At 69.3% G+C, this 17,822-nt stretch carries 16 protein-coding genes; 3 read left to right on the top strand and 13 right to left on the bottom strand.

Annotation, left to right across the window (positions count from 1 at the left end):
• Positions 1-16: 16 nt before the first annotated feature.
• From JHD82_RS17370 to JHD82_RS17345, 6 genes are all read right to left on the bottom strand, one after another.
• Positions 17-541, bottom strand: a complete 525-nt coding sequence (locus JHD82_RS17370) for a nucleoside deaminase (protein ID WP_081816314.1) — start codon at positions 539-541, stop codon at positions 17-19.
• A gap of 14 nt (positions 542-555) precedes the next feature.
• Positions 556-1,323 (bottom strand): ABC transporter permease, encoded by a 768-nt coding sequence (locus JHD82_RS17365; RefSeq protein WP_012203071.1) that lies wholly within the window; start codon positions 1,321-1,323, stop codon positions 556-558.
• Between the two features lie 16 nt (positions 1,324-1,339).
• The gene (locus JHD82_RS17360) at positions 1,340-2,182 is read right to left on the bottom strand and encodes an ABC transporter ATP-binding protein (RefSeq protein ID WP_012203070.1); all 843 of its coding nucleotides are present in this window, start codon (positions 2,180-2,182) and stop codon (positions 1,340-1,342) included.
• Between the two features lie 68 nt (positions 2,183-2,250).
• A complete protein-coding gene (locus JHD82_RS17355) occupies positions 2,251-3,288 on the bottom strand; it encodes an ABC transporter substrate-binding protein (RefSeq protein ID WP_199137763.1) in 1,038 nt (345 codons plus the stop codon).
• Between the two features lie 54 nt (positions 3,289-3,342).
• Positions 3,343-3,858: a nucleoside deaminase gene (locus JHD82_RS17350; protein ID WP_034390074.1), complete on the bottom strand. Its 516-nt coding sequence runs from the start codon at positions 3,856-3,858 to the stop codon at positions 3,343-3,345.
• A gap of 10 nt (positions 3,859-3,868) precedes the next feature.
• Complete coding sequence (locus tag JHD82_RS17345; protein WP_043780730.1) at positions 3,869-4,897, bottom strand: ABC transporter substrate-binding protein; 1,029 nt, start codon at positions 4,895-4,897, stop codon at positions 3,869-3,871.
• 606 nt (positions 4,898-5,503) lie between these two features.
• Here JHD82_RS17345 and JHD82_RS17340 point away from each other — a divergent pair.
• On the top strand, positions 5,504-6,526 hold the full coding sequence (locus JHD82_RS17340; protein ID WP_199137761.1) for an isopenicillin N synthase family oxygenase: 1,023 nt from the start codon (positions 5,504-5,506) through the stop codon (positions 6,524-6,526).
• 227 nt (positions 6,527-6,753) lie between these two features.
• Here JHD82_RS17340 and JHD82_RS17335 read toward each other — a convergent pair whose 3' ends face one another.
• From JHD82_RS17335 to JHD82_RS17320, 4 genes are all read right to left on the bottom strand, one after another.
• Positions 6,754-7,008 carry an acyl-CoA-binding protein gene (locus JHD82_RS17335; protein ID WP_012203065.1) on the bottom strand — a complete coding sequence of 85 codons (255 nt, stop codon included), beginning with the start codon at positions 7,006-7,008 and terminating at the stop codon, positions 6,754-6,756.
• A 126-nt stretch (positions 7,009-7,134) separates the two neighbouring features.
• Positions 7,135-7,914, bottom strand: coding sequence for an ABC transporter ATP-binding protein (locus JHD82_RS17330; protein ID WP_199137760.1), 780 nt, complete (start codon positions 7,912-7,914; stop codon positions 7,135-7,137).
• Between the two features lie 61 nt (positions 7,915-7,975).
• Positions 7,976-9,184 carry a M20 aminoacylase family protein gene (locus tag JHD82_RS17325; protein WP_043825815.1) on the bottom strand — a complete coding sequence of 403 codons (1,209 nt, stop codon included), beginning with the start codon at positions 9,182-9,184 and terminating at the stop codon, positions 7,976-7,978.
• 26 nt (positions 9,185-9,210) lie between these two features.
• The gene (locus JHD82_RS17320) at positions 9,211-10,368 is read right to left on the bottom strand and encodes an ABC transporter substrate-binding protein (RefSeq protein ID WP_013804370.1); all 1,158 of its coding nucleotides are present in this window, start codon (positions 10,366-10,368) and stop codon (positions 9,211-9,213) included.
• A gap of 197 nt (positions 10,369-10,565) precedes the next feature.
• On the opposite strand from JHD82_RS17320, the gene JHD82_RS17315 reads away from it, so the two are divergent.
• Positions 10,566-12,644 (top strand): molybdopterin-dependent oxidoreductase, encoded by a 2,079-nt coding sequence (locus tag JHD82_RS17315; RefSeq protein WP_199137758.1) that lies wholly within the window; start codon positions 10,566-10,568, stop codon positions 12,642-12,644.
• A 90-nt stretch (positions 12,645-12,734) separates the two neighbouring features.
• The gene (locus tag JHD82_RS17310; RefSeq protein ID WP_199137756.1) at positions 12,735-14,510 is read left to right on the top strand and encodes an AarF/ABC1/UbiB kinase family protein; all 1,776 of its coding nucleotides are present in this window, start codon (positions 12,735-12,737) and stop codon (positions 14,508-14,510) included.
• A gap of 206 nt (positions 14,511-14,716) precedes the next feature.
• On the opposite strand, the gene JHD82_RS17305 is transcribed toward JHD82_RS17310, so the two are convergent.
• The 3 genes from JHD82_RS17305 to JHD82_RS17295 all read right to left on the bottom strand — a co-directional run bounded on the left by JHD82_RS17305 (position 14,717) and on the right by JHD82_RS17295 (position 17,805).
• Positions 14,717-15,691, bottom strand: coding sequence for a tripartite tricarboxylate transporter substrate binding protein (locus tag JHD82_RS17305; protein ID WP_016446620.1), 975 nt, complete (start codon positions 15,689-15,691; stop codon positions 14,717-14,719).
• Positions 15,692-15,772: 81 nt separating this feature from the next.
• Entirely contained in the window at positions 15,773-16,786 is a 1,014-nt protein-coding gene (locus tag JHD82_RS17300) for a TraB/GumN family protein (RefSeq protein ID WP_199137754.1), read from the bottom strand.
• Complete coding sequence (locus JHD82_RS17295; RefSeq protein WP_034390060.1) at positions 16,783-17,805, bottom strand: fumarylacetoacetate hydrolase family protein; 1,023 nt, start codon at positions 17,803-17,805, stop codon at positions 16,783-16,785. Before JHD82_RS17295 ends, JHD82_RS17300 begins: the two co-directional genes overlap by 4 nt.
• Positions 17,806-17,822: the final 17 nt, after the last annotated feature.

Genomic DNA, 17,822 nt, shown 5'->3' with positions numbered 1-17,822 from the left:
GGGGCGCAGCCGCCGTTCAGCGCTGCTGCCAGAAGCCCCGGTGCGGCTCCAGCATCTCTTCGTGCAGCGCAGGCACCGGGCCGATGACCTGCACGGCGCGCTGCCCGCGCGCGAAGACCTCGCGGCAAGGCAGGGACAGCGTGGGATTTTCGGGATGGTCGCCCGTCAGCGCCAGCAGCGCCGTTTCCTCGGCGCCGTAGAGCACGCGGCCTATGCCGGCCCAGTAGATGGTTCCGGCGCACATGGCGCAGGGCTCGAAGGTGGTGACCAGGGTGCACTGCGCCAGGTAGGCACCCGGATAGTTGGCGGCCGCCGTGCGCGCCAGCGTGGACTCGGCATGGTTCACCGTGTCGATGTTGCCCTGCTCGGCCAGCACGGTCTCGCCGTCGGGCGCCAGCAGCAGCGCGCCAAAGGGGTGGCGGCCCATGGCCATGGCCCGCCCGGCCACGGCGCCTGCGCGGCGCAGCTGGCGGGCCGCCTGTTCGTCGGTCAGGGGCGTCATGGGCGTCATGGAAGGCGGCGTCGTGGGTGCGGGCATCATGGCCGGATTCTCACTCACTCGCCCTGCGAGCCGCGCCGGGCCCAGCCGGTGGTGCGCTTTTCGATGGCGCTGAACAGCTCGTACATGACCATGGCCATGGCGCCCACCACGATCAGGCCGGCAAAGGCCAGGCCCATCTGCATGGACGAGCCGGCCGACACCAGCAGGTAGCCGATGCCTTCGTTGGCCGCCGTCATCTCGCTGACCGTGGTGCCCACGAAGGCCAGGGTGATCGCCACCTTCAGTGAGCCGTAGAAGTAGGGCATGGAGCGCGGCAGGCCGACCTTGATCAGCACGTCCCAGCGCCGGGCGCCCAGCACGCGCAGCACATCCTCCAGCTCGGGCTCCAGCGTGGCCAGGCCGGTGGCGATGTTGACCATGATGGGAAAGAAGCTGATCAGGAAGGCCGTGAGGATGGCCGGTCCCGCGCCGATGCCGAACCAGACCACCAGGATGGGCACGAAGGCCGCCTTGGGCAGCGCGTTGAAGGCCGTCATCAGCGGATAGAACGCCGCATAGGCCAGGCGCGAGGAGCCGATCAGAAAGCCCAGCAGCACGCCCACCACGATGGCGATGCCAAAGCCCGCCATCGTCACCCAGTAGGTGCGCCAGGCGTGGGCGGCGATGATGCCGCTGAACTCGGCCAGCTGCCGGCCGATGGCCCAGGGGCTGGGGAAGATGAATTCCGAGACCTCGAAGGCCGAGCAGATGACCTGCCACAGCAGGATGACCGCCAGCAGCAGCACCCAGGGCGCCCAGCGTTCCGCGTATTTCTTGTGCATGTGAATCTCCCCCGTTCTATTGTTGGATGGCCGCGCCGGTCTTGCGCATGGCGCCGATGTGGCCGCGCAGCTCGTGCACGATGTCGGTGAATTCGCGCGTGTAGGTCAGCTCCAGCTCGCGCGGGCGCGGCAGCTCGATGTCGCGGCGCACCACGAAGCGGCCCGGGCTCTTGCTCATCACATACACGGTGTCGGCCAGGAAGACGCTCTCGCGCAGGTCGTGCGTGACCAGGATGACGTTGAAGCGCTGCTCGGCCTGCAGGTCGCGCAGCACGCACCACAGCTCCTCGCGCGTGAAGGCGTCCAGCGCGCCGAAGGGCTCGTCCAGCAGCAGCATCTGGGGCTCGTGGATCAGCGCGCGGCAGATGCTGGCGCGCTGCTGCATGCCGCCCGACAGCTGCCAGGGGTACTTGTCCTCGTAGCCGCCCAGGCCCACCTTCTGCAGCAGGGCGCGCGCACGCGCCTCGTACTCCTTGCGCTTTTGGCGGAACAGCGAGCGGTGCGGCTCCACGATCTCCAGCGGCAGCAGCACGTTGTCCACCGTGGTGCGCCAGGGCAGCAGCGACGGCGCCTGGAAGGCCATGCCCGAGATCTTCAGCGGCCCGGTCACGCGCTCGCCGTTGACCATGACGCGGCCCATGGAGGGCATCTTCAGCCCCGTGGTCAGCTTCATGAAGGTGGACTTGCCGCAGCCCGAGGGGCCGACGATGGCGATGAACTCGCCGCGCCGCACCTGCAGGTCGATGGCCTCGACCGCGAAGTGGTTGGCGCGCAGCAGCTCCTCGTTGTAGGCAAGCCAGACGTCGCGGAACTCGACGAAGAAGGCGTCGTCATCGCCGTGGGATGTGGAGGAATTCATGGCAGGCAGCAGGCAAGGGCCGGCGCGTCGCCCGCTGGCGCACGCGCACGGTGTCAATCACTTTGTCGTCACTTCTTGGGCAGGATGTTCAGCTCGGCCGCAGACGGCAGGAAGCTGCCGTTCCAGACCTCGGCCGGGTTCACGCGCGTCTTGGTGGCGTAGACATCGGAGACCTGCGACGCCATCAGCGACAGCCGCGTGGGCACGACCTGGCCAAAGCCCTCGGCACGCGCGTCGGCGCTGTTGACCACGGTGTCGATGGCCAGTTGCAGGCGGCGCGTCTCCAGCTGGGTGTTGACGATGCCGTCGCGCTCCTTCACGTAGGCAATGGCCGCGCCCGGGTTGGCGATGACTTCCTTGGCACCCTTGGCGAAGGCCTGCAGGAAGGCCTTGATGGCGCCCGGGTTCTCCTTGATCAGCTTCGGGCTGGCGATGATGGCGTTGCCGTACAGCTTCACGCCGAAGTCCGCATAGGGCATGACCACCACATCGGCGGCCTTGATGCCGCGCGCCTCCAGGTTCAGCAGCGAGGTGAAGGTGAAGCCCGTGATGGCATCCACATCGCCGCGCACCAGCATGGTCTCGCGCAGCGGCGGGTCCATGGCCGTCCACTGCACGGTGCCGACCTGGTTGGCCTTGGCGAACAGCGGGAAGGCGCGGCGGCCCGCATCGAACACGGGCGCGCCCAGCTTCTTGCCGGTGAGGTCGGCCGTCCTGGCGATGCCGCTTTTCTTGAGCGCCATCACCGAGGCCGGCGTGTTGTTGTAGACCATCATCACGGCCACGGGCTTGTTGGGCATGTCCGGGTTGTTGGCCTGGAACTCCATCAGCGCCGCGATGTCGGCAAAGCCCAGGTCATAGGCGCCCGAGGCCACGCGCTGCACCACGCCGCCCGAGCCGCTGCCGGCATCGACCGTGACATCCAGGCCCGCGTCCTTGAAGTAGCCCTTGGCCACCGGCTGCAGGAAGAAGGCGGCCGGCCCCTCGAAGCGCCAGTCCAGCTGGAACTTCAGCGGCGTGGCCGCGTGGGCCTGTGTCTGGGCCGTTGCCAGGCCCGCGCTGGCGGACAGGGCCAGGACGGTGTGCAGGAACAGTCGTTTTTGCATGGTGGGCTTCCTCTCTGGTGGTCAAAAGAAACGGGGGGACGGAACGGGGCCGGGTCAGCTTTTCCAGGCGCCCTGGTGCGAAGCGGCGGCCTCGCCGATCAGCGCCGGGCCTATGCATTCGATGGCGTGGGACGAGGCGGCGAACACATCGCGGCAGGACAGCTCGGCATCCTTCTGGTCCAGGCGCTCGCCGCGGAATTCGCGCAGGCGCACGGCATCTATGCCGTAGACCACGCGGCCTATGGCCGACCAGAAGATGGCGCCCGCGCACATCACGCAGGGCTCGGCCGATGAATACAAGGTGGCTGCGGACAGCGCCTCGCGGTCATGCAGCGGGCTGGCCAGGCGGATGGCCGACAGCTCGGCATGGGCCGTGCAGTCGCCGCTCTCGCCATTGGCGTTGGAGGCCTCGGCCAGCACGCGGCCATCGGCGGCCACGATGAGCGCGCCGAACGGGCGGTTGCCGCGCTTGCGCGCGCGGTCGGCCATGGCGATGGCGCGACGCAGGTACAGGCCGTCGCGCTCGTCGAGCGAGGCCTCAAGGGGCAGTGAAACGGTGGCGTGGTCCATGTGCGATCCCTCAGGCCTTGGCCATGCGCGCGGCCAGCGGCGGCAGCAGGCTGCGGTTGAACAGCGCATCGGCCGACACGGGTGCCTTGAGGCCGAAGGCCTGGCTGACCTGCTCGGCCTGGCGGGCCAGCAGCTGCGGGTCGATGTCGCCCAGGCCGTGGCGCTGCGTATCGGGCGCGGCCAGGTACTGCGAGGTGATGGCCCAGCGCGCCAGTTCCAGCTTCTCATCCAGGATGGGCTCGCGCTGGCGCACGGCGGCCACGGCCAGCGCGGGCTGGGCCAGGCATTCGATGAGGGCGCGGTTGCTGGCGCGCAGGAATCCCGCCACCAGCGCCGGCTGCTCGGCCACCAGCGCGCTGGAAGCCAGGATGGCGTTGCCATACAGCTGCACGCCCGCATCGGTATAGCGCAGCACCGACAGCTCCTCGGGCTTGATGCGTGCGAACAGCGACACGGCCGAGTCATGGAAATAGGTGGCCGCATCCACATCGCCGCGCACCACCACGTTGTCGCGCGCCGAGAACTCCGTCGTGGTCCAGGCGAACAGGTCGGCCGGCAGGTTCTGGCGCTGCGCGACCAATGGCCAGACGCGGCGCGTGGACTCCACGGCGGCGGCGGCCACCTTCTTGCCCTTGAGGCTGGCGAACTCGCCCGTGATGCCCCGGTCCTTGCGGCCGATGATGGCGAACGGCGCGCGGTTGTAGTACTGGTAGACGGCCTGCACGCGCGCGGCACCCGCGTTCTGCGCCTGGAACTCGATCAGCGAGCTGATGTCGCCCAGGCCCAGCTGGTAGGCGCCGCTGGCCACCCGCGTGATGGATGCCACCGAGCCCGAGCCCACGTCGATGCTCACGTCCAGCCCCTCGTCGCGGTAGTAGCCCTTTTGCAGCGCCACGAAAAAGGGCGCGGTCTGCGAGGTCACGCGAAAGTCCAGCGTGAACTTCAGCGGTGTCAGCGCCTTGCCCTGGGCGAAGGCACCGGGCATCACGGCACTGGCAGCGGGAAGGGCGGCGGCGGCAAGGAAATGGCGGCGTTGCATGGTGGAACTCTCAGTCGCTATCAACATGGGGACCGGCCGCTGGCATGGGGCCGGGCGGCTGGCGTGACATGAGCAATTTCCGGGCAACGCGCACTGGGCGCGTGCTGAACGCTTCTACTCAGTGATGCTTGTATGCAAATGGCGTACCACCCCCTGAGCGGCTGCGCCGCTTCCCCCTCTCTACTTGCTTCGCAAGGGAGGGGAACGACGCCCTCGCCGCGAGGCGGCTCTTGCTCGGCGTCCCTGGCTTTTGGCCGCGCCGGTTTTGAAGGAAGCGGGCTGCATGCATCACCTTGGTGCACCACCAACGAGATACGGGCATGCACCGCGATTTCGGTGGACGGCTGCACCACGATGGAACGCAGGTGGCCATGAACCGGCCTGCGCGGGCTGGCGCGCTGTTTGCTTGGGTGGTTGGCAAGAGTAGAAGCGTTCAGCTTGCCGGCCTGTGCCGGCGCGGGTCATTGCTCTTGAAGCGGGTGCGGGAGCGGCGTGGCTGCGACCTGTGCCCTGTCAGCCACTTCAAGAGCGACGTGCGGGATCGGTGTCTTTTTGCGCCGGCCGCTGCGTGCCTTGCCACTGCCTTTGCGGCAAAGGAAACAGACCATGAACATGCTTGCCAACCCCACCCTGCCTTCGGCACCGGCTTCAGATTACGCCTTGGGTGAACTCGCCAAGGAGGCCCGCATGGGCGGCCAGGGGCAGGAGACGCGCGCACGGGAGGTGCGGGTGATCGATATCTCCGACTTTGACCGCCGCAAGGCCGAGATTGCCGATGCGATCTGGCAGGCCTCGGTGGAGATCGGCTTCTTCCAGGTGTCGGGCCACGGCATTCCCCAGCCCGATATCGATGCGGCCTTCGAGCGTGCCGAGCAGTTGTTCGCCCTGCCGCGCGAGGTGAAGGCGCAGTGGCCGCTGTCGCGCAATGCGGGCTGGGAGCACAAGGCGCAGATCCGGCCTTCCACGCGCACGCCCGACCAGAAGGAGTCCTACCAGATGACGCGCCCGCGCATGGCCGGCCTATGGCCCACGGAGCAGGAGCTGCCGGGCTTTCAGCAGGCCACGCTGGGCTTTGAGCGCCAGTGCTGGCAGGTGGGCATGCAGCTGCTGTCGTGCTTTGCGCACAAGCTGGGCTTTGATGCGGACTTCTTCACGCGCGCCCACGACCCTTCTGTGCCCGCCTACCAGAGCACGCTGCGCATGCTGCACTACTTTGCGGTCGATCCCGCGCTCAAGGACGAGCTGGGCCTGTGGCGCGCAGGCGCCCACACCGACTTCGACTGCCTGACCCTGCTGTTCCAGCGCGCAGGCCAGGGCGGCCTGCAGGTGCTGCCGGGCAAGGAGATGGAAGGCCAGCAATGGACGCCCGTGGACCCCGTGGAAGGCGTGATCACCTGCAACATCGGCGACATGCTCACGCGCTGGAGCGACGACCAGTTGCCCAGCAACTTCCACCGCGTGCGCAATCCCCTGCCCCATGAATACCAGGGCGCGCGCTACAGCCTGGCCTTCTTCTGCCAGGCCAACGAGGACGCGGTGATCGAGGGCCCGCAAAAGAAGTACCCGCCCATCACGGGCGCGGAGTACCTGCGCCAGCGCATCAGCGCGAACTTCTCCAACAAATATTGATCCCCCTGAGCGGCTGCGCCGCTTCCCCCTTCTCGCTTCGCGGAGGGGGACGACGCCTTCGGCTGGGCGCCCCCGCCGCGAGGCGGCTCTTGCTCGGCGTCCCTGAGTTGGGCCGCGCCAGTTTCCAGCGCTCCACTCTTTGACATAGTGTGGTGTGGCCTGGCCGGAAACGACAAGGCCCCGGAGTCCGGGGCCTTGTCTGTGTCTGCGATCGGTGGTGGTGTTGATCAGCGCAGCGACTCGATCAGGTCGATGTACTGCTGCTTGGCGTCGTCGGCCGAGGTGTCCTTGAGCTTTTCCCAGGCGTCCCACTTGGCGCGGCCGACCATGTCGGTGAAGCTGGGCTTCTTGGCCTCGTTGTCGCCTTCGGTGGCCTGCTTGTACAGCGCGTAGAGCTTGAGCAGCGTGGCGTTGTCGGGGCGCTCGCTGATCGAGGTGGAGTTCTTGACGGCGGCCTCGAAGGCGGCATTCAGATCGGACATGGCGGGTCTCCTGGTGGGCGGTTCGTGTAGCGGCACAGTGTAGCCAAAAAAGCAGGAATTTAGAACGACCGTGCTTTTTTCTCCGTCAGCCGCACCGAGACCGGCCATGCCGCCCCCATGCCGTCCCTACGCTGCGCTGCACAGGTGCCCGGCCACGGGCCATCGGTCGGCCCCGCAAGGCGCGGGGGCCGGCGCCTGGCCCCGGGCGCTGCCCGGTTGCAGGATGCGGCCGTGCTCCATCACGACCACGCGGTCGGCGACGGCGAAGGCCTGCTGGCGGTCCTGGGTCGCATAGACGGCCGTACAACCCAGGCTGCGCAGCAGCCGGGGAATTTCCTCGCACAGGCGCTCGCGCAGGTTGCCGTCGAGGCCGGACAGGGGTTCGTCAAGCAGCGCCAGGCGCGGGCGCTCCACCACGGCGCAGGCCAGCGCCGCACGCTGCTGCTGGCCGCCCGACAGGCTGCCGGGAAGGCGCTCGCCCATGCCCTGCAGCCCGACCAGGCCCAGGGTCTGCTGCACCCGCTCGTGGATCTGCGCGCGGGGCAGGCCGCGCATTTCCAGCGCGAAGGCCACGTTGGCCTGCAGGCTCATATGGGGCCAGAGCGCATGGTCCTGGAGCACCATGCCCAGCTCGCGCCGCTCGGGCGGCAGGGACTGCGAGGCGCTGGCCACGCACTGCCCGCCCATCCAGACTTCGCCGCGGCTGGGCTGCTCCAGCCTGGCCAGGATCTTGAGCAGGGTGGTCTTGCCGCAGCCCGAAGGACCCAGCAGGGCCAGCACCTCGCCAGGGGCGATCTGCAGGCTGATGTCCTGGAGCACGGCGCGCTCGCCGTGGATGCGCTTGAGCTGCCGGGCTTGGACGGCCACGCCCTGCGCGGCGGCCGAGGAGGATTCGATGGAGGTCACAGGGACCGCATGCTAGGTGCGGTGTGTGACATGCCAGTGTCGGCCGGCCCCTGCAAGGGCCTCAGCGCGTGGGCTCGCTCAGCCAGCGCTGGGCCAGCTTCACCCAGAACGTGGCGCCCTGCGGGATCAGCTGGTCGTTGAAGTCGTAGCTGGGGTTGTGCAGCGTGCAGGGACCGCCGCCGTGGCCGATGGCGCGGTGGTCGCCGTCGCCATTGGCGATGAAGCAGTAGGCGCCGGGCTTTTCCAGCAGCATGAAGGCGAAGTCCTCGGCGCCCATCGAGGGCTCCTGGGGCAGCACATTGGCCTCGCCCACGACCTCGGCCATGACGCGGCGTGCGAACTCGGCCTCGGGGGCGGAGTTGATGGTGGGCGGGTAGTTGCGCACGAACTCGAACTCGCAGCGCGTGTCATGCGCCGCACAGATGCTCTCGGCCAGGGTCTTCATGCGCCGCTCGATCAGGTCCAGCACCTCCAGCGTGAAGGTGCGCACCGTGCCCTGCAGCTCCACGCTGTCGGGCACCACGTTCGTGGCCTCGCCCGCGTGGACCATGGTCACCGAGACCACGCCCGCCTCGATGGGCTTGACGTTGCGGCTGACGATGGTCTGCAGGCCCAGGATCAGCTGGGCCGCCACGGGCAGCGGGTCGATCACCATGTGCGGCATGGCCGCGTGGCCGCCCTTGCCGCGCACGACGATGCGGAATTCGTTGCTGGACGCCATGGCCGGGCCCGGGCCCACGGCCATGGTGCCGGCCTTCATGCCCGGCCAGTTGTGCATGCCGAACACGGCCTGCATGGGGAACTGGGTGAACAGGCCGTCCTCGACCATCTCGCGCGCCCCGCCGCCGCCCTCTTCGGCCGGCTGGAAGATCAGGTGCACCGTGCCCTCGAAGCTGTCGCGGTGCGCGGCCAGGTACTGCGCGGCGGCCAGCAGCATGGCGACATGGCCGTCATGCCCGCAGGCATGCATTTTTCCGGCGTGGCGGCTGGCGTGCTCGAAGGTGTTGAACTCCTGCATGGGCAGGGCATCCATGTCGGCGCGCAGGCCGACGGCGCGGCCGCTGGCGCCGCCGTCACGGCCGTGGATGGTGCCCACCACGCCCGTGCGGCCCAGGCCGCGGTGCACGGCAATGCCCCATCCCTCCAGTTGCCGGGCCACGAGGTCGGCGGTGCGGATCTCCTCGAAACACAGTTCGGGATGGGCATGTATGTCGCGGCGCAGCGCGGTGATCTCGGGTGCGCGGTCCAGCAGTTCCTGCAGCAAGGCCATGGGGTTCTCCTTCTAGAGCTGCAAGCCTACACCCGGACCTTGCCGTCGCCGGTCAGCATGGACAACTCCACGAAGCGCGGCTTGCCGGACTGCGGCTTGAAGACCAGCGGGAAGCCAGCCACCTGCTGGCCGTGCATGGCGTCGAGCGCGGCCACCAGGCCGTCGCGCGTGGGCTTGCCCGAGGCCGAGGCCTGGCGCAGCGCATCGGCGAACACGCGCGCCGCCAGATAGCCTTCCATGCTGGAATAGTTGGGCGTCAGCTTGCCGCCGCCCTTCTGGATGGCCGCCAGGAAATCGCGCGTGATCTGGCGCGAGGTCTGGAAGGGCGAGGGCACGACCTGGGTGACCACCACGCCTTCGGCATCCTTGCCCAGCGTCTCCGACAGCGCCTGGGCACCCACGAAGGACACGTTGTAGAACTGCCCGCCAAAGCCTGCCTGGCGCGCCGCGCGCACAAAGGCCGCGCTGGCCGAGTAGGTGACGATCTGCACGATCACATCGGCGCCCAGCGGCACCAGCGTCTTGACGGCCGCCGCCACATTGTTCGAGTTGCGCTCCACCGTGGCCGCGCCCACGGGCTCCAGCCCCTTGGCGGCCAGCGCCGCCTTGACACCGGCCAGGCCCGACTCGCCATAGGCATCGTTCTGGTGCAGCACAGCCACCTTCTTCAGGCCCAGGCCCGTGAGGTGGCGCACCATCAGCGCCGTCTCGTCGGCATAGGAGGCGCGCACGTTGAAGACCAGGTGGGCCAGCTGGGGCTGGCGCAGCGCGTCGGCGCCCGTCAGCGGTGCGAACAGGGGCACGCGCGCCTTTTGCAGCAGCGGCAGCGCGGCCATGCTGGTGGAGGTGCCCACGTAGCCGAACAGGGCGAACACGTCGTCGGACAGGAAGCGCTGGGTATTGGCCGCGCAGCGCTCGGGCTCGTAGCCGTCGTCCATCACGCGCAGTTCGATGTTGCGCCGGGCAATGCCCCCCTGCGCGTTGAGCTGTTCGAAGTACAGCTTGGCGCCTTCATGGAAGGGCTGGCCGATCTGCGCTGCAGACCCGGTCAACGGGCAGGACTGGCCCAGCACGATGGTGCCTCCCGCGTCCTGGGCGCGCACTGCGCCGGTCCAGGTGGCGGCAGCAGCCGTGCTGGCTGCGATGAACTGTCTGCGGCTGAACGCCGTCTTGGGTCGGAGCATGAACTTGCCTGTTTTTGTCGCTGGAATCGGCGCCGTTGCTGCGTGCAGCCGGCTGCAAGGGTCCGCATAATAAAGACAAGCGGCGATTGCGGCATGCAAGACCGGCACCGCCCCTTGCCCGTGACGGCCTTTTCCCGTTTTCCCGGCTTTCACGGTTTTTTCGCAAAGTACCCACCCTGTCCGAGACCGCTGCCACCATGTCCTCCGCCACGCCCCCACTCCAGGCCACCTCACAGGTGCTGGGCGCCTGCCCCCATGACTGCCCCGATACCTGCTCGCTGGTGACCACGGTCGAAGACGGCATCGCCAAAAGAGTCCAGGGCAACCCCGACCATCCGCACACGGGCGGCGTGCTCTGCGCCAAGGTCAGCAAATACACCGAGCGCAGCTACCACCCCGAGCGCGTGCTCACCCCGCTGCGCCGCGTGGGCCCCAAGGGCTCCGGGCAGTTCGAGCCCGTGGGCTGGGACGAGGCGCTGGCCGACATCGCCGCCCGGCTGCACGCGCTGGCGGCGCGCGACCCCGAAACCATCCTGCCCTACAGCTACGCAGGAACCATGGGCCTGGTGCAGGGCGAGAGCATGGACCGGCGCTTCTTCCACCAGCTCGGCGCCTCGCTGCTGGACCGCACCATCTGCTCCAGCGCCGGGGGCGAGGCCCTGAACCTGACCTACGGCGGCAAGCTGGGCATGCGCGTGGAGCATTTCACCGAAAGCCGGCTCATCCTCATCTGGGGCAGCAACAGCATCGGCAGCAGCCTGCATTTCTGGCGCTATGCGCTGGAGGCCAAGCGCAACGGCGCACGCCTAGTGTGCATAGACCCGCGCAAGACCGAGACCGCCGACAAATGCCACGAGCACCTGCAGCTGCTGCCCGGCACCGATGCCGCCCTGGCACTGGCCCTGATGCACGAGCTGATCACGCACGGCTGGCTGGACCATGACTACATTGCGCGCCACACGCTGGGCTGGGAGGAACTCAAGGCCCGCGCCCTGCAGTGGCCGCCCGAGCGCGCGGCCCAGGTCTGCGGCCTGCCCGTGGAGCAGATCCGCCAGTTGGCGCGCGACTACGGCACCACCACGCCCGCCGCCATCCGCCTGAACTACGGCGTGCAGCGCGCGCGCGGCGGCGGCAATGCCGTGCGCGCCATCGCCTGCCTGCCGGCCCTGGTGGGCGCCTGGCGCCACCGTGCCGGCGGCCTGCTGCTGTCCGCCTCGGGCGCCCTGCCCGCGCAGCGCGCCCGACTGCAGATGCCGCACCTGCTGGGCGAACGCCGCCCGCGCACCATCAACATGAGCACCATCGGCGACGCCTTGCTGCACGAAGGCGGCAACGGCTTCGGCCCGCGCGTGGACGCCATCGTGGTCTACAACAGCAATCCCGTGGCCGTGGCGCCCGAGTCGGCCAAGGTCGTGGCCGGCTTTGCGCGCGAGAACCTGTTCACCGTGGTGCTCGAGCAGTTCATGACCGACACGGCCGACCTGGCCGACTACGTGCTGCCGGCCACCACGCAGATCGAGCACTGGGACATCCACGGCAGCTACGGCCATACCGACGTGCTGCTCAACCGCCCCGCCATCGCGCCGCTGGGCCAGGCGCGCAGCAACGGCCAGATCTTCCGCGACCTGGCCGCGCACATGGCGCGGCATGACGACACCTTTGCCGCCGCCCATTTCCAGACGGGAGACGAGCAACTGTGCCGCGAAGCCTTCGAGGGGCGCGGCGTGGACTTCAACGAGCTGATGGACAAGGGCTTTGCCACCCTGTCCCTGCCCGAGGCCCCCTTTGCCGAGGGCGGCTTCGCCACGCCCTCGGGCCGCTGCGAATTCACCAGCGCCGAGCTGGCGCGGCGCGGCATGGACCCGCTGCCTGACTACCTGCCCAACTACGAAACCGCCGAAACGGATGCGCGCTACCCGCTGGCCATGATCTCGCCGCCGGCACGCAACTTTCTCAACAGCAGCTTCGTCAACGTCAAGAGCCTGCGCACCATGGAAGGCCGCCCGCTGGTGGAGCTGCACCCCGACGACGCCGCCCCGCGCGGCGTGGCCGAGGGCGACCGCGTGCGCGTCTTCAACGACCGGGGCAGCTACGAATGCCACGCCACCCTCAACGGCCGCGCGCGCCGGGGCGTGGTCAACGGCCTGGGCATCTGGTGGCGCAAGCATGGCGACAACGGCACCAACGTCAACGAGCTCACCCACCAGCGCCTGACCGACCTGGGCCGCGCGCCCAGCTTCTACGACTGCGCGGTGCAGGTGCAGCGGCTGGCCTGAGCCCCGCCCCGGAGACGGGCGATTCCTGCGCAATGGCGTCTGGCGCATCGGCACAATGGACCGCATTGCCACCACCGACAGGAGATGCCCATGCTGCAAACCGCCGTGGTCGCCGTGCGCGACCGTGCCCGGCTGCAGGAAATCGTCGGCGTGCTGCTGCGCTTCGGGCTGGCCGACCTGGTCGACACGCTGGGCCTGGCCCGCTTCGCGCCGCGCGGCAGCCAGCCCCATCCCGAGCATCCGCTGGATGCCAGCCGCCCCGAGCGCCTGCGCATGGCCCTCGAACACCTGGGCCCCAGCTTCGTCAAGCTGGGCCAGATCATGGCCACGCGCTCGGACCTGCTCTCGCCCGAATGGACGGCCGCACTGCAGCAACTGCACAGCCACGCCGCCCCGCTGCCCTGGGAGACGGCCCAGCCGCTGATCGAGCAGTCGCTGGGCCTGCCCGTGGAGCAGGTGTTCACGCATTTCGATCCCGTGCCGCTGGCCTCGGCCTCCATGGCCCAGGTGTACCGCGCGCGGCTGCCTGCGGCCGAAGACCGGGATGACCGGGATGACCGGGATGACAGGGAAGACCAGAAAGACGGCAGCGGCAGCGACAGCACCCCTGCGGCCAGCGCTGCCGACATCGAAGTCGTGGTCAAGGTCCAGCGCCCCGGCCTGCGCCCCCAGATCGAGGCCGACCTGCGCCTGCTCGAGCACCTGGCGCTGTTGGCCCAGGAACAATGGCCGCAGCTGGCACGCTACCGCCCGCGAGAAGTCACGCGCCAGCTGGGCCAGGCGCTGCGCGAGGAACTGGATTTCACCGTCGAAGCCCACAATGGCGACGCCGTGGCGCGGCACTTCGCGGCCCAGCCCGAGATCGTCGTGCCGGCCATCCACTGGGCATTGAGCGGGCCGCGCCTGCTGGTGCAGGACTTCGTGCCGGGCGTGCCGGCCTCGGCCGTGGGTGCGGACCCCGCGCTGGACGGCCCGCTGCTGGCGCGCCGTGGCGCCTGCGCGTTTTTGCAGATGGTGCTGCGCGACGGCCTGTTCCACGCCGACCCGCACCCCGGCAACCTGCTGGCCCTGCCCGGCAACCGCGTGGGCTTCATCGACTTCGGCATGGTCGGGCGGCTGTCGCCCCAGCGCCGCCGCCAGGTGCTGGGCCTGATGCGCGCCCTGGTCGAGGGCCAGGGCCGCAGCCTCTCGGGCGTGCTGCTGGAATGGGCTGCCGAAAGCGAAATGCCCGGCCGCGCCCCGCCCTCGGCCGCACGCATCGAGGCCGCCGTGGACCGCTTCGTGACCCGCCATGGCCCCGGCGCCAGCAACGGCCGCCTGGTGATGTCCCGCGCGCTGCAGGACTTCATGGCCCTGGCCCGCGAAACCGGCGTGGCCCTGCCCGCCGACATGGCGCTGCTGCTCAAGGCCCTGATCACGGCCGACCAGGTGCTGCTGCAGCTGGACCCGCAATTCGACGTGGTGCAGACGGCCACGCCCCTGGTCAAGGCCCAGCTGCTGCAGCGCTACTCCCTGCGCAGCCTCGCGCGCCAGCGCCGCGCCGCCATGGCGCAGTGGCTGGAACTGGCCGACGACGCGCCGCACACCCTGCGGCTGGTGATGCAAAGACTGCGCTCGGGCCGACTGCAGGCCGACCTGGACATACGCCACATCGACCGGCTTTCACTGGCACTGGAACGCGCCGCCACCCGCCTGGCCCTGGCCGTGGTCTCCGGCGCCTTCATCCTGGGCCTGGCCCCCGGCCTGCTGACCATGGGCCCGCGCCTGTGGGGCATCCCCCTCTTCGCCGCCCTGGGCGTGGCCGGCGCCGCCGCCAGCCTGGCCGTTCTTTTCACCACCATGCGCAGGCAGAAGGCGCTGGATTGATGGCTGGATTGGCGATGAGCAACGCCCAAAGGTACCGCCAGCACACCAGCGCCCAAACCCGCCACGGCCCAACCCAGAGACACCGAGGAAGGGCCTACGCCGGCCGCGCCGCCCCGCACCGAGGGTGTCGCCGGCTGCCCGTACGCCCCCTCCGCGAAGCGAGAAGGGGCGACGTGCAACGGGAAGGCGCGCAGCGCCTCAGGGGGTCAGTCCAGCTTCACGCCCGCGCTCTTGATGATGGCGCCCCAGCGCTTGGATTCCGCGCGCGACATGGCCAGGAACTGCTCGGGCGTGCCGGGCAGCGCCTCCATGCCGAAGTCCTGCATGCGCTTGACCACAGCGGGGTTGGCCAGCGCCTTGTTGAGTTCGGCGTTCAGGCGCTGCACCACGGCGGGGGGCATCTTGGCCGGGCCCAGGATGCCCTGGAAGGCATAGACCTCGGTGTCGGGCACGCCGACCTCGGCCAGCGTGGGCAGCTCGGGCAGGCTGGGCACGCGCTTGCCCGTGCCGATGGCCAGGGCGCGCACCTTGCCCGACTGGATCACGGGCAGGCCAGAGGCCAGGTCCAGGAACATGCAGGGCACCTGGCCGCCCATCACGTCGGCCAGCGCAGGCGCCGCGCCGCGATAGGGGATGTGCGTCAGGAAGGTGCCCGTGCGGTTCTTGAACATCTCCATGGCCAGGTGGTGGGGCGAGCCGTTGCCGGGCGAGGCGTAGTTGACCTGGCCCGGATGCGCCTTCACGTAGGCCAGGAATTCCTTGAAGGTCTTGGCCTCGAAGTTCGGGTTCACCACCAGCGCCATCGGGAAGCGGCTGATGCCGCCGATGTAGGTGAAGTCCTTTTCGGGGTTGAAGGACAGCTTGCTGAACAGGTGCTCGTTGTAGGCCAGCACGGCGTTGTCGGCCGACATGATGGTGTAGCCGTCGGGCTTGGCCGTGGCCACGATCTGGGCGCCGATGTTGGTGGAGGCGCCGGGGCGGTTGTCCACCACGATGGTCTGGTTCAGCGTCTGGCGCATGGCCTCGGCCACGGTGCGCGCCAGCACGTCGGTGCCGCCGCCGGGCGGATAGGGCACGACCCAGCGGATGTTGCTCGCGGGCCAGTCCTGCGCCTGTGCAAAAGGCGCGGCCATGCCGGCGGATGAGGCCGCCACGGCGGCCAGGAATTGTCTACGGTCCATTGTTGTCTCCTGTGGGATGGGTGTGGATGGGTCCTGGCCGCGCCCTGTAGCTCTTGTTCATGGAGGCGGCGGCCGTGTGTTTCAGGGCGGGCTGGCTTCGGGGAACTCCACGCGCTGCACCTTGAAGCCCTGGGCCGCCAGCAGCGCCGGCAGGCCGCGCGTGCCCACCATGTGCAGGGCGCCCACGGCGGCGAACACGCTGCGGCCGGAGCGGATCTGCCGCGCCACTTCGCGCGCCAGGCCGGGGTTGCGGCCATAGACCATGCGGTCGTAGTCGGCGCGCTCGGCGGCATTGGCCATGCAGTCGCACCAGTCGGGCAGGCTCTCCAGCAGGTGGATGCGGCCATCGGCCCAGACGCGTGCGATCAGGCCCAGCTTCTGGGAGGCGATGCCGCTTTCCAGCTGGCGCAGGCCGGACTCCACCGTCTCGGCCACGCGCGCGGGGTCGTCCGAGACCAGTTCGCGCAGTTGCAGCTCGGGCGTCTCCAGCGACAGCACGGGCTTGCCCAGGGCCAGCGCCACGCCGGCCAGCGAGAAATCGATGCCATAGGACGCGTCCAGCCCCTCGCTGCGGCCGGCCAGCGACAACAGGGAGATCACCTGGGCGTCGGGGCGCAGCAGGGCCAGCTCGGGGCCGGCGCAGGCCAGGCGCCTTTGCTCCTCAAGCCGGCGCTGGAGATCGCCGCGCAGCGGCGGCGCATCGGGCCGCGCCTGCATGCCTGCGAACAAGACCCTCATGACCTCGGGATCGAGGATGTTCAGCTCCAGCGCCAGGCTGTCGGAGGCGCGCAGCGCGTCCGCCACCGTGGGGCCGGGCACGCTCCAGTCGAGCTTGGCCGCGTGCATGGTCCCGTAGAGCCAGCTGGTGCGGCCCCGGTGCTCGATGCGCCACAGCAGCCCGCGGTCCTGCGCCTTGCGCTGCATGGCGCGGATCTCGTCCGGGCCGGGCATGCGCGCCTCGGGCGGGCAGGTGACGGGGTCCGCGGCCGGGGGCGCCGCGAATGCCCCCGCCAGCGGCGACAGCGCCAGCGCGGCCAGGCCGGCGCGCAGCGACCTGCCCGCCAGGCGCCACCAGGGTGCGCAGACGCGGCTCATTCGGCAGGCTCGACGATGTTCTGGTCGATGGCGCCGAAGATGCTCTGGCCGTCCTTGCCCTTCATCTCGATGCGGATGGTGTCGCCAAAGCGCATGAACTCGGTCTTGGGCGCGCCGTCCTGGATGGTCTCTATGCAGCGCTTCTCCGCAATGCAGCTGTAGCCCTTGGGCCACTCCATGCGCCGGTTCTTGCCCTTGCCGCTTTCCACGCCCTTGTTGCTCACGGTGCCGCTGCCCACGATGGAGCCGGCGCGCACATTGCGCGTCTTGCAGATATGGGCGATGAGCTGGCCGAAGTGAAAGCTCATGTCCTCGCCCGCATCGCACATGCCGACCTTGCGGCCGTTCCAGGTGGACTGCAGCGTCAGGTGCAGGCGGCCGCCCTTCCAGGCGTCGCCCAGCTCGTCCAGCGTCACGGCCACGGGGCTGAAGGAGGTGGCAGGCTTGGACTGGAAGAAGCCGAAGCCCTTGGACAGCTCATTGGGGATCAGGTTGCGCAGGCTCACGTCGTTGGCCAGCATGACCAGGCGCACGCCGCCCAGCGCTCGCTCGGGCGTGGCGCCCATGGGCACGTCGGCGGTGATGACGGCGATCTCGGCCTCGAAGTCGATGCCCATGGACTCGCTGGGCACCACCACATCGTCGCAGGGGCCCAGGAAATCGTCGCTGCCGCCCTGGTACATCAGCGGGTCGGTGTAGAAATTGGCGGGCACCTCGGCGCCGCGCGCCTGGCGCACCAGCTCCACATGGTTGATGTAGGCCGAGCCATCGGCCCATTGGTAGGCGCGCGGCAGCGGCGCCATGCACTGGCGCGGATCGAAGGCAAAGGCATGGACCGCCTTGCCGCTGTTGAGCAGGTGGTACAGGTCCTGCAGCTGGGGCGCCATGTAGCTCCAGTCGTCGAGCACCTGCTGCAGGCGGCTCGCTATGCCGGTCGCATAATGGGCCTGACTCAGGTCGCGTGACACCACGACCAGTTGCCCGTCCCGCGATCCGTCCTTGTATGTGGCAAGTTTCATGCTGCTCCCCCGTGCCG

It is taken from the genome of Delftia sp. ASV31 (assembly GCF_016428765.1).
Taxonomy (GTDB): Bacteria; Pseudomonadota; Gammaproteobacteria; order Burkholderiales; family Burkholderiaceae_C; genus Comamonas; species Comamonas acidovorans.
The sequence above is the reverse complement of the archived record's forward strand: the minus strand, read 5'-3'. Positions and strand labels throughout refer to the sequence as shown.

Bases quoted from the DNA above. Each gene is read 5' to 3' on its own strand.
- JHD82_RS17370 (WP_081816314.1), bottom strand. From the start codon at position 541: ATGATGCCCGCACCCACGACGCCGCCTTCCATGACGCCCATGACGCCC.
- JHD82_RS17365 (WP_012203071.1), bottom strand. From the start codon at position 1,323: ATGCACAAGAAATACGCGGAACGCTGGGCGCCCTGGGTGCTGCTGCTG.
- JHD82_RS17360 (WP_012203070.1), bottom strand. From the start codon at position 2,182: ATGAATTCCTCCACATCCCACGGCGATGACGACGCCTTCTTCGTCGAG.
- JHD82_RS17355 (WP_199137763.1), bottom strand. From the start codon at position 3,288: ATGCAAAAACGACTGTTCCTGCACACCGTCCTGGCCCTGTCCGCCAGC.
- JHD82_RS17350 (WP_034390074.1), bottom strand. From the start codon at position 3,858: ATGGACCACGCCACCGTTTCACTGCCCCTTGAGGCCTCGCTCGACGAG.
- JHD82_RS17345 (WP_043780730.1), bottom strand. From the start codon at position 4,897: ATGCAACGCCGCCATTTCCTTGCCGCCGCCGCCCTTCCCGCTGCCAGT.
- JHD82_RS17340 (WP_199137761.1), top strand. From the start codon at position 5,504: ATGAACATGCTTGCCAACCCCACCCTGCCTTCGGCACCGGCTTCAGAT.
- JHD82_RS17335 (WP_012203065.1), bottom strand. From the start codon at position 7,008: ATGTCCGATCTGAATGCCGCCTTCGAGGCCGCCGTCAAGAACTCCACC.
- JHD82_RS17325 (WP_043825815.1), bottom strand. From the start codon at position 9,184: ATGGCCTTGCTGCAGGAACTGCTGGACCGCGCACCCGAGATCACCGCG.
- JHD82_RS17320 (WP_013804370.1), bottom strand. From the start codon at position 10,368: ATGCTCCGACCCAAGACGGCGTTCAGCCGCAGACAGTTCATCGCAGCC.
- JHD82_RS17315 (WP_199137758.1), top strand. From the start codon at position 10,566: ATGTCCTCCGCCACGCCCCCACTCCAGGCCACCTCACAGGTGCTGGGC.
- JHD82_RS17310 (WP_199137756.1), top strand. From the start codon at position 12,735: ATGCTGCAAACCGCCGTGGTCGCCGTGCGCGACCGTGCCCGGCTGCAG.
- JHD82_RS17305 (WP_016446620.1), bottom strand. From the start codon at position 15,691: ATGGACCGTAGACAATTCCTGGCCGCCGTGGCGGCCTCATCCGCCGGC.
- JHD82_RS17300 (WP_199137754.1), bottom strand. From the start codon at position 16,786: ATGAGCCGCGTCTGCGCACCCTGGTGGCGCCTGGCGGGCAGGTCGCTG.
- JHD82_RS17295 (WP_034390060.1), bottom strand. From the start codon at position 17,805: ATGAAACTTGCCACATACAAGGACGGATCGCGGGACGGGCAACTGGTC.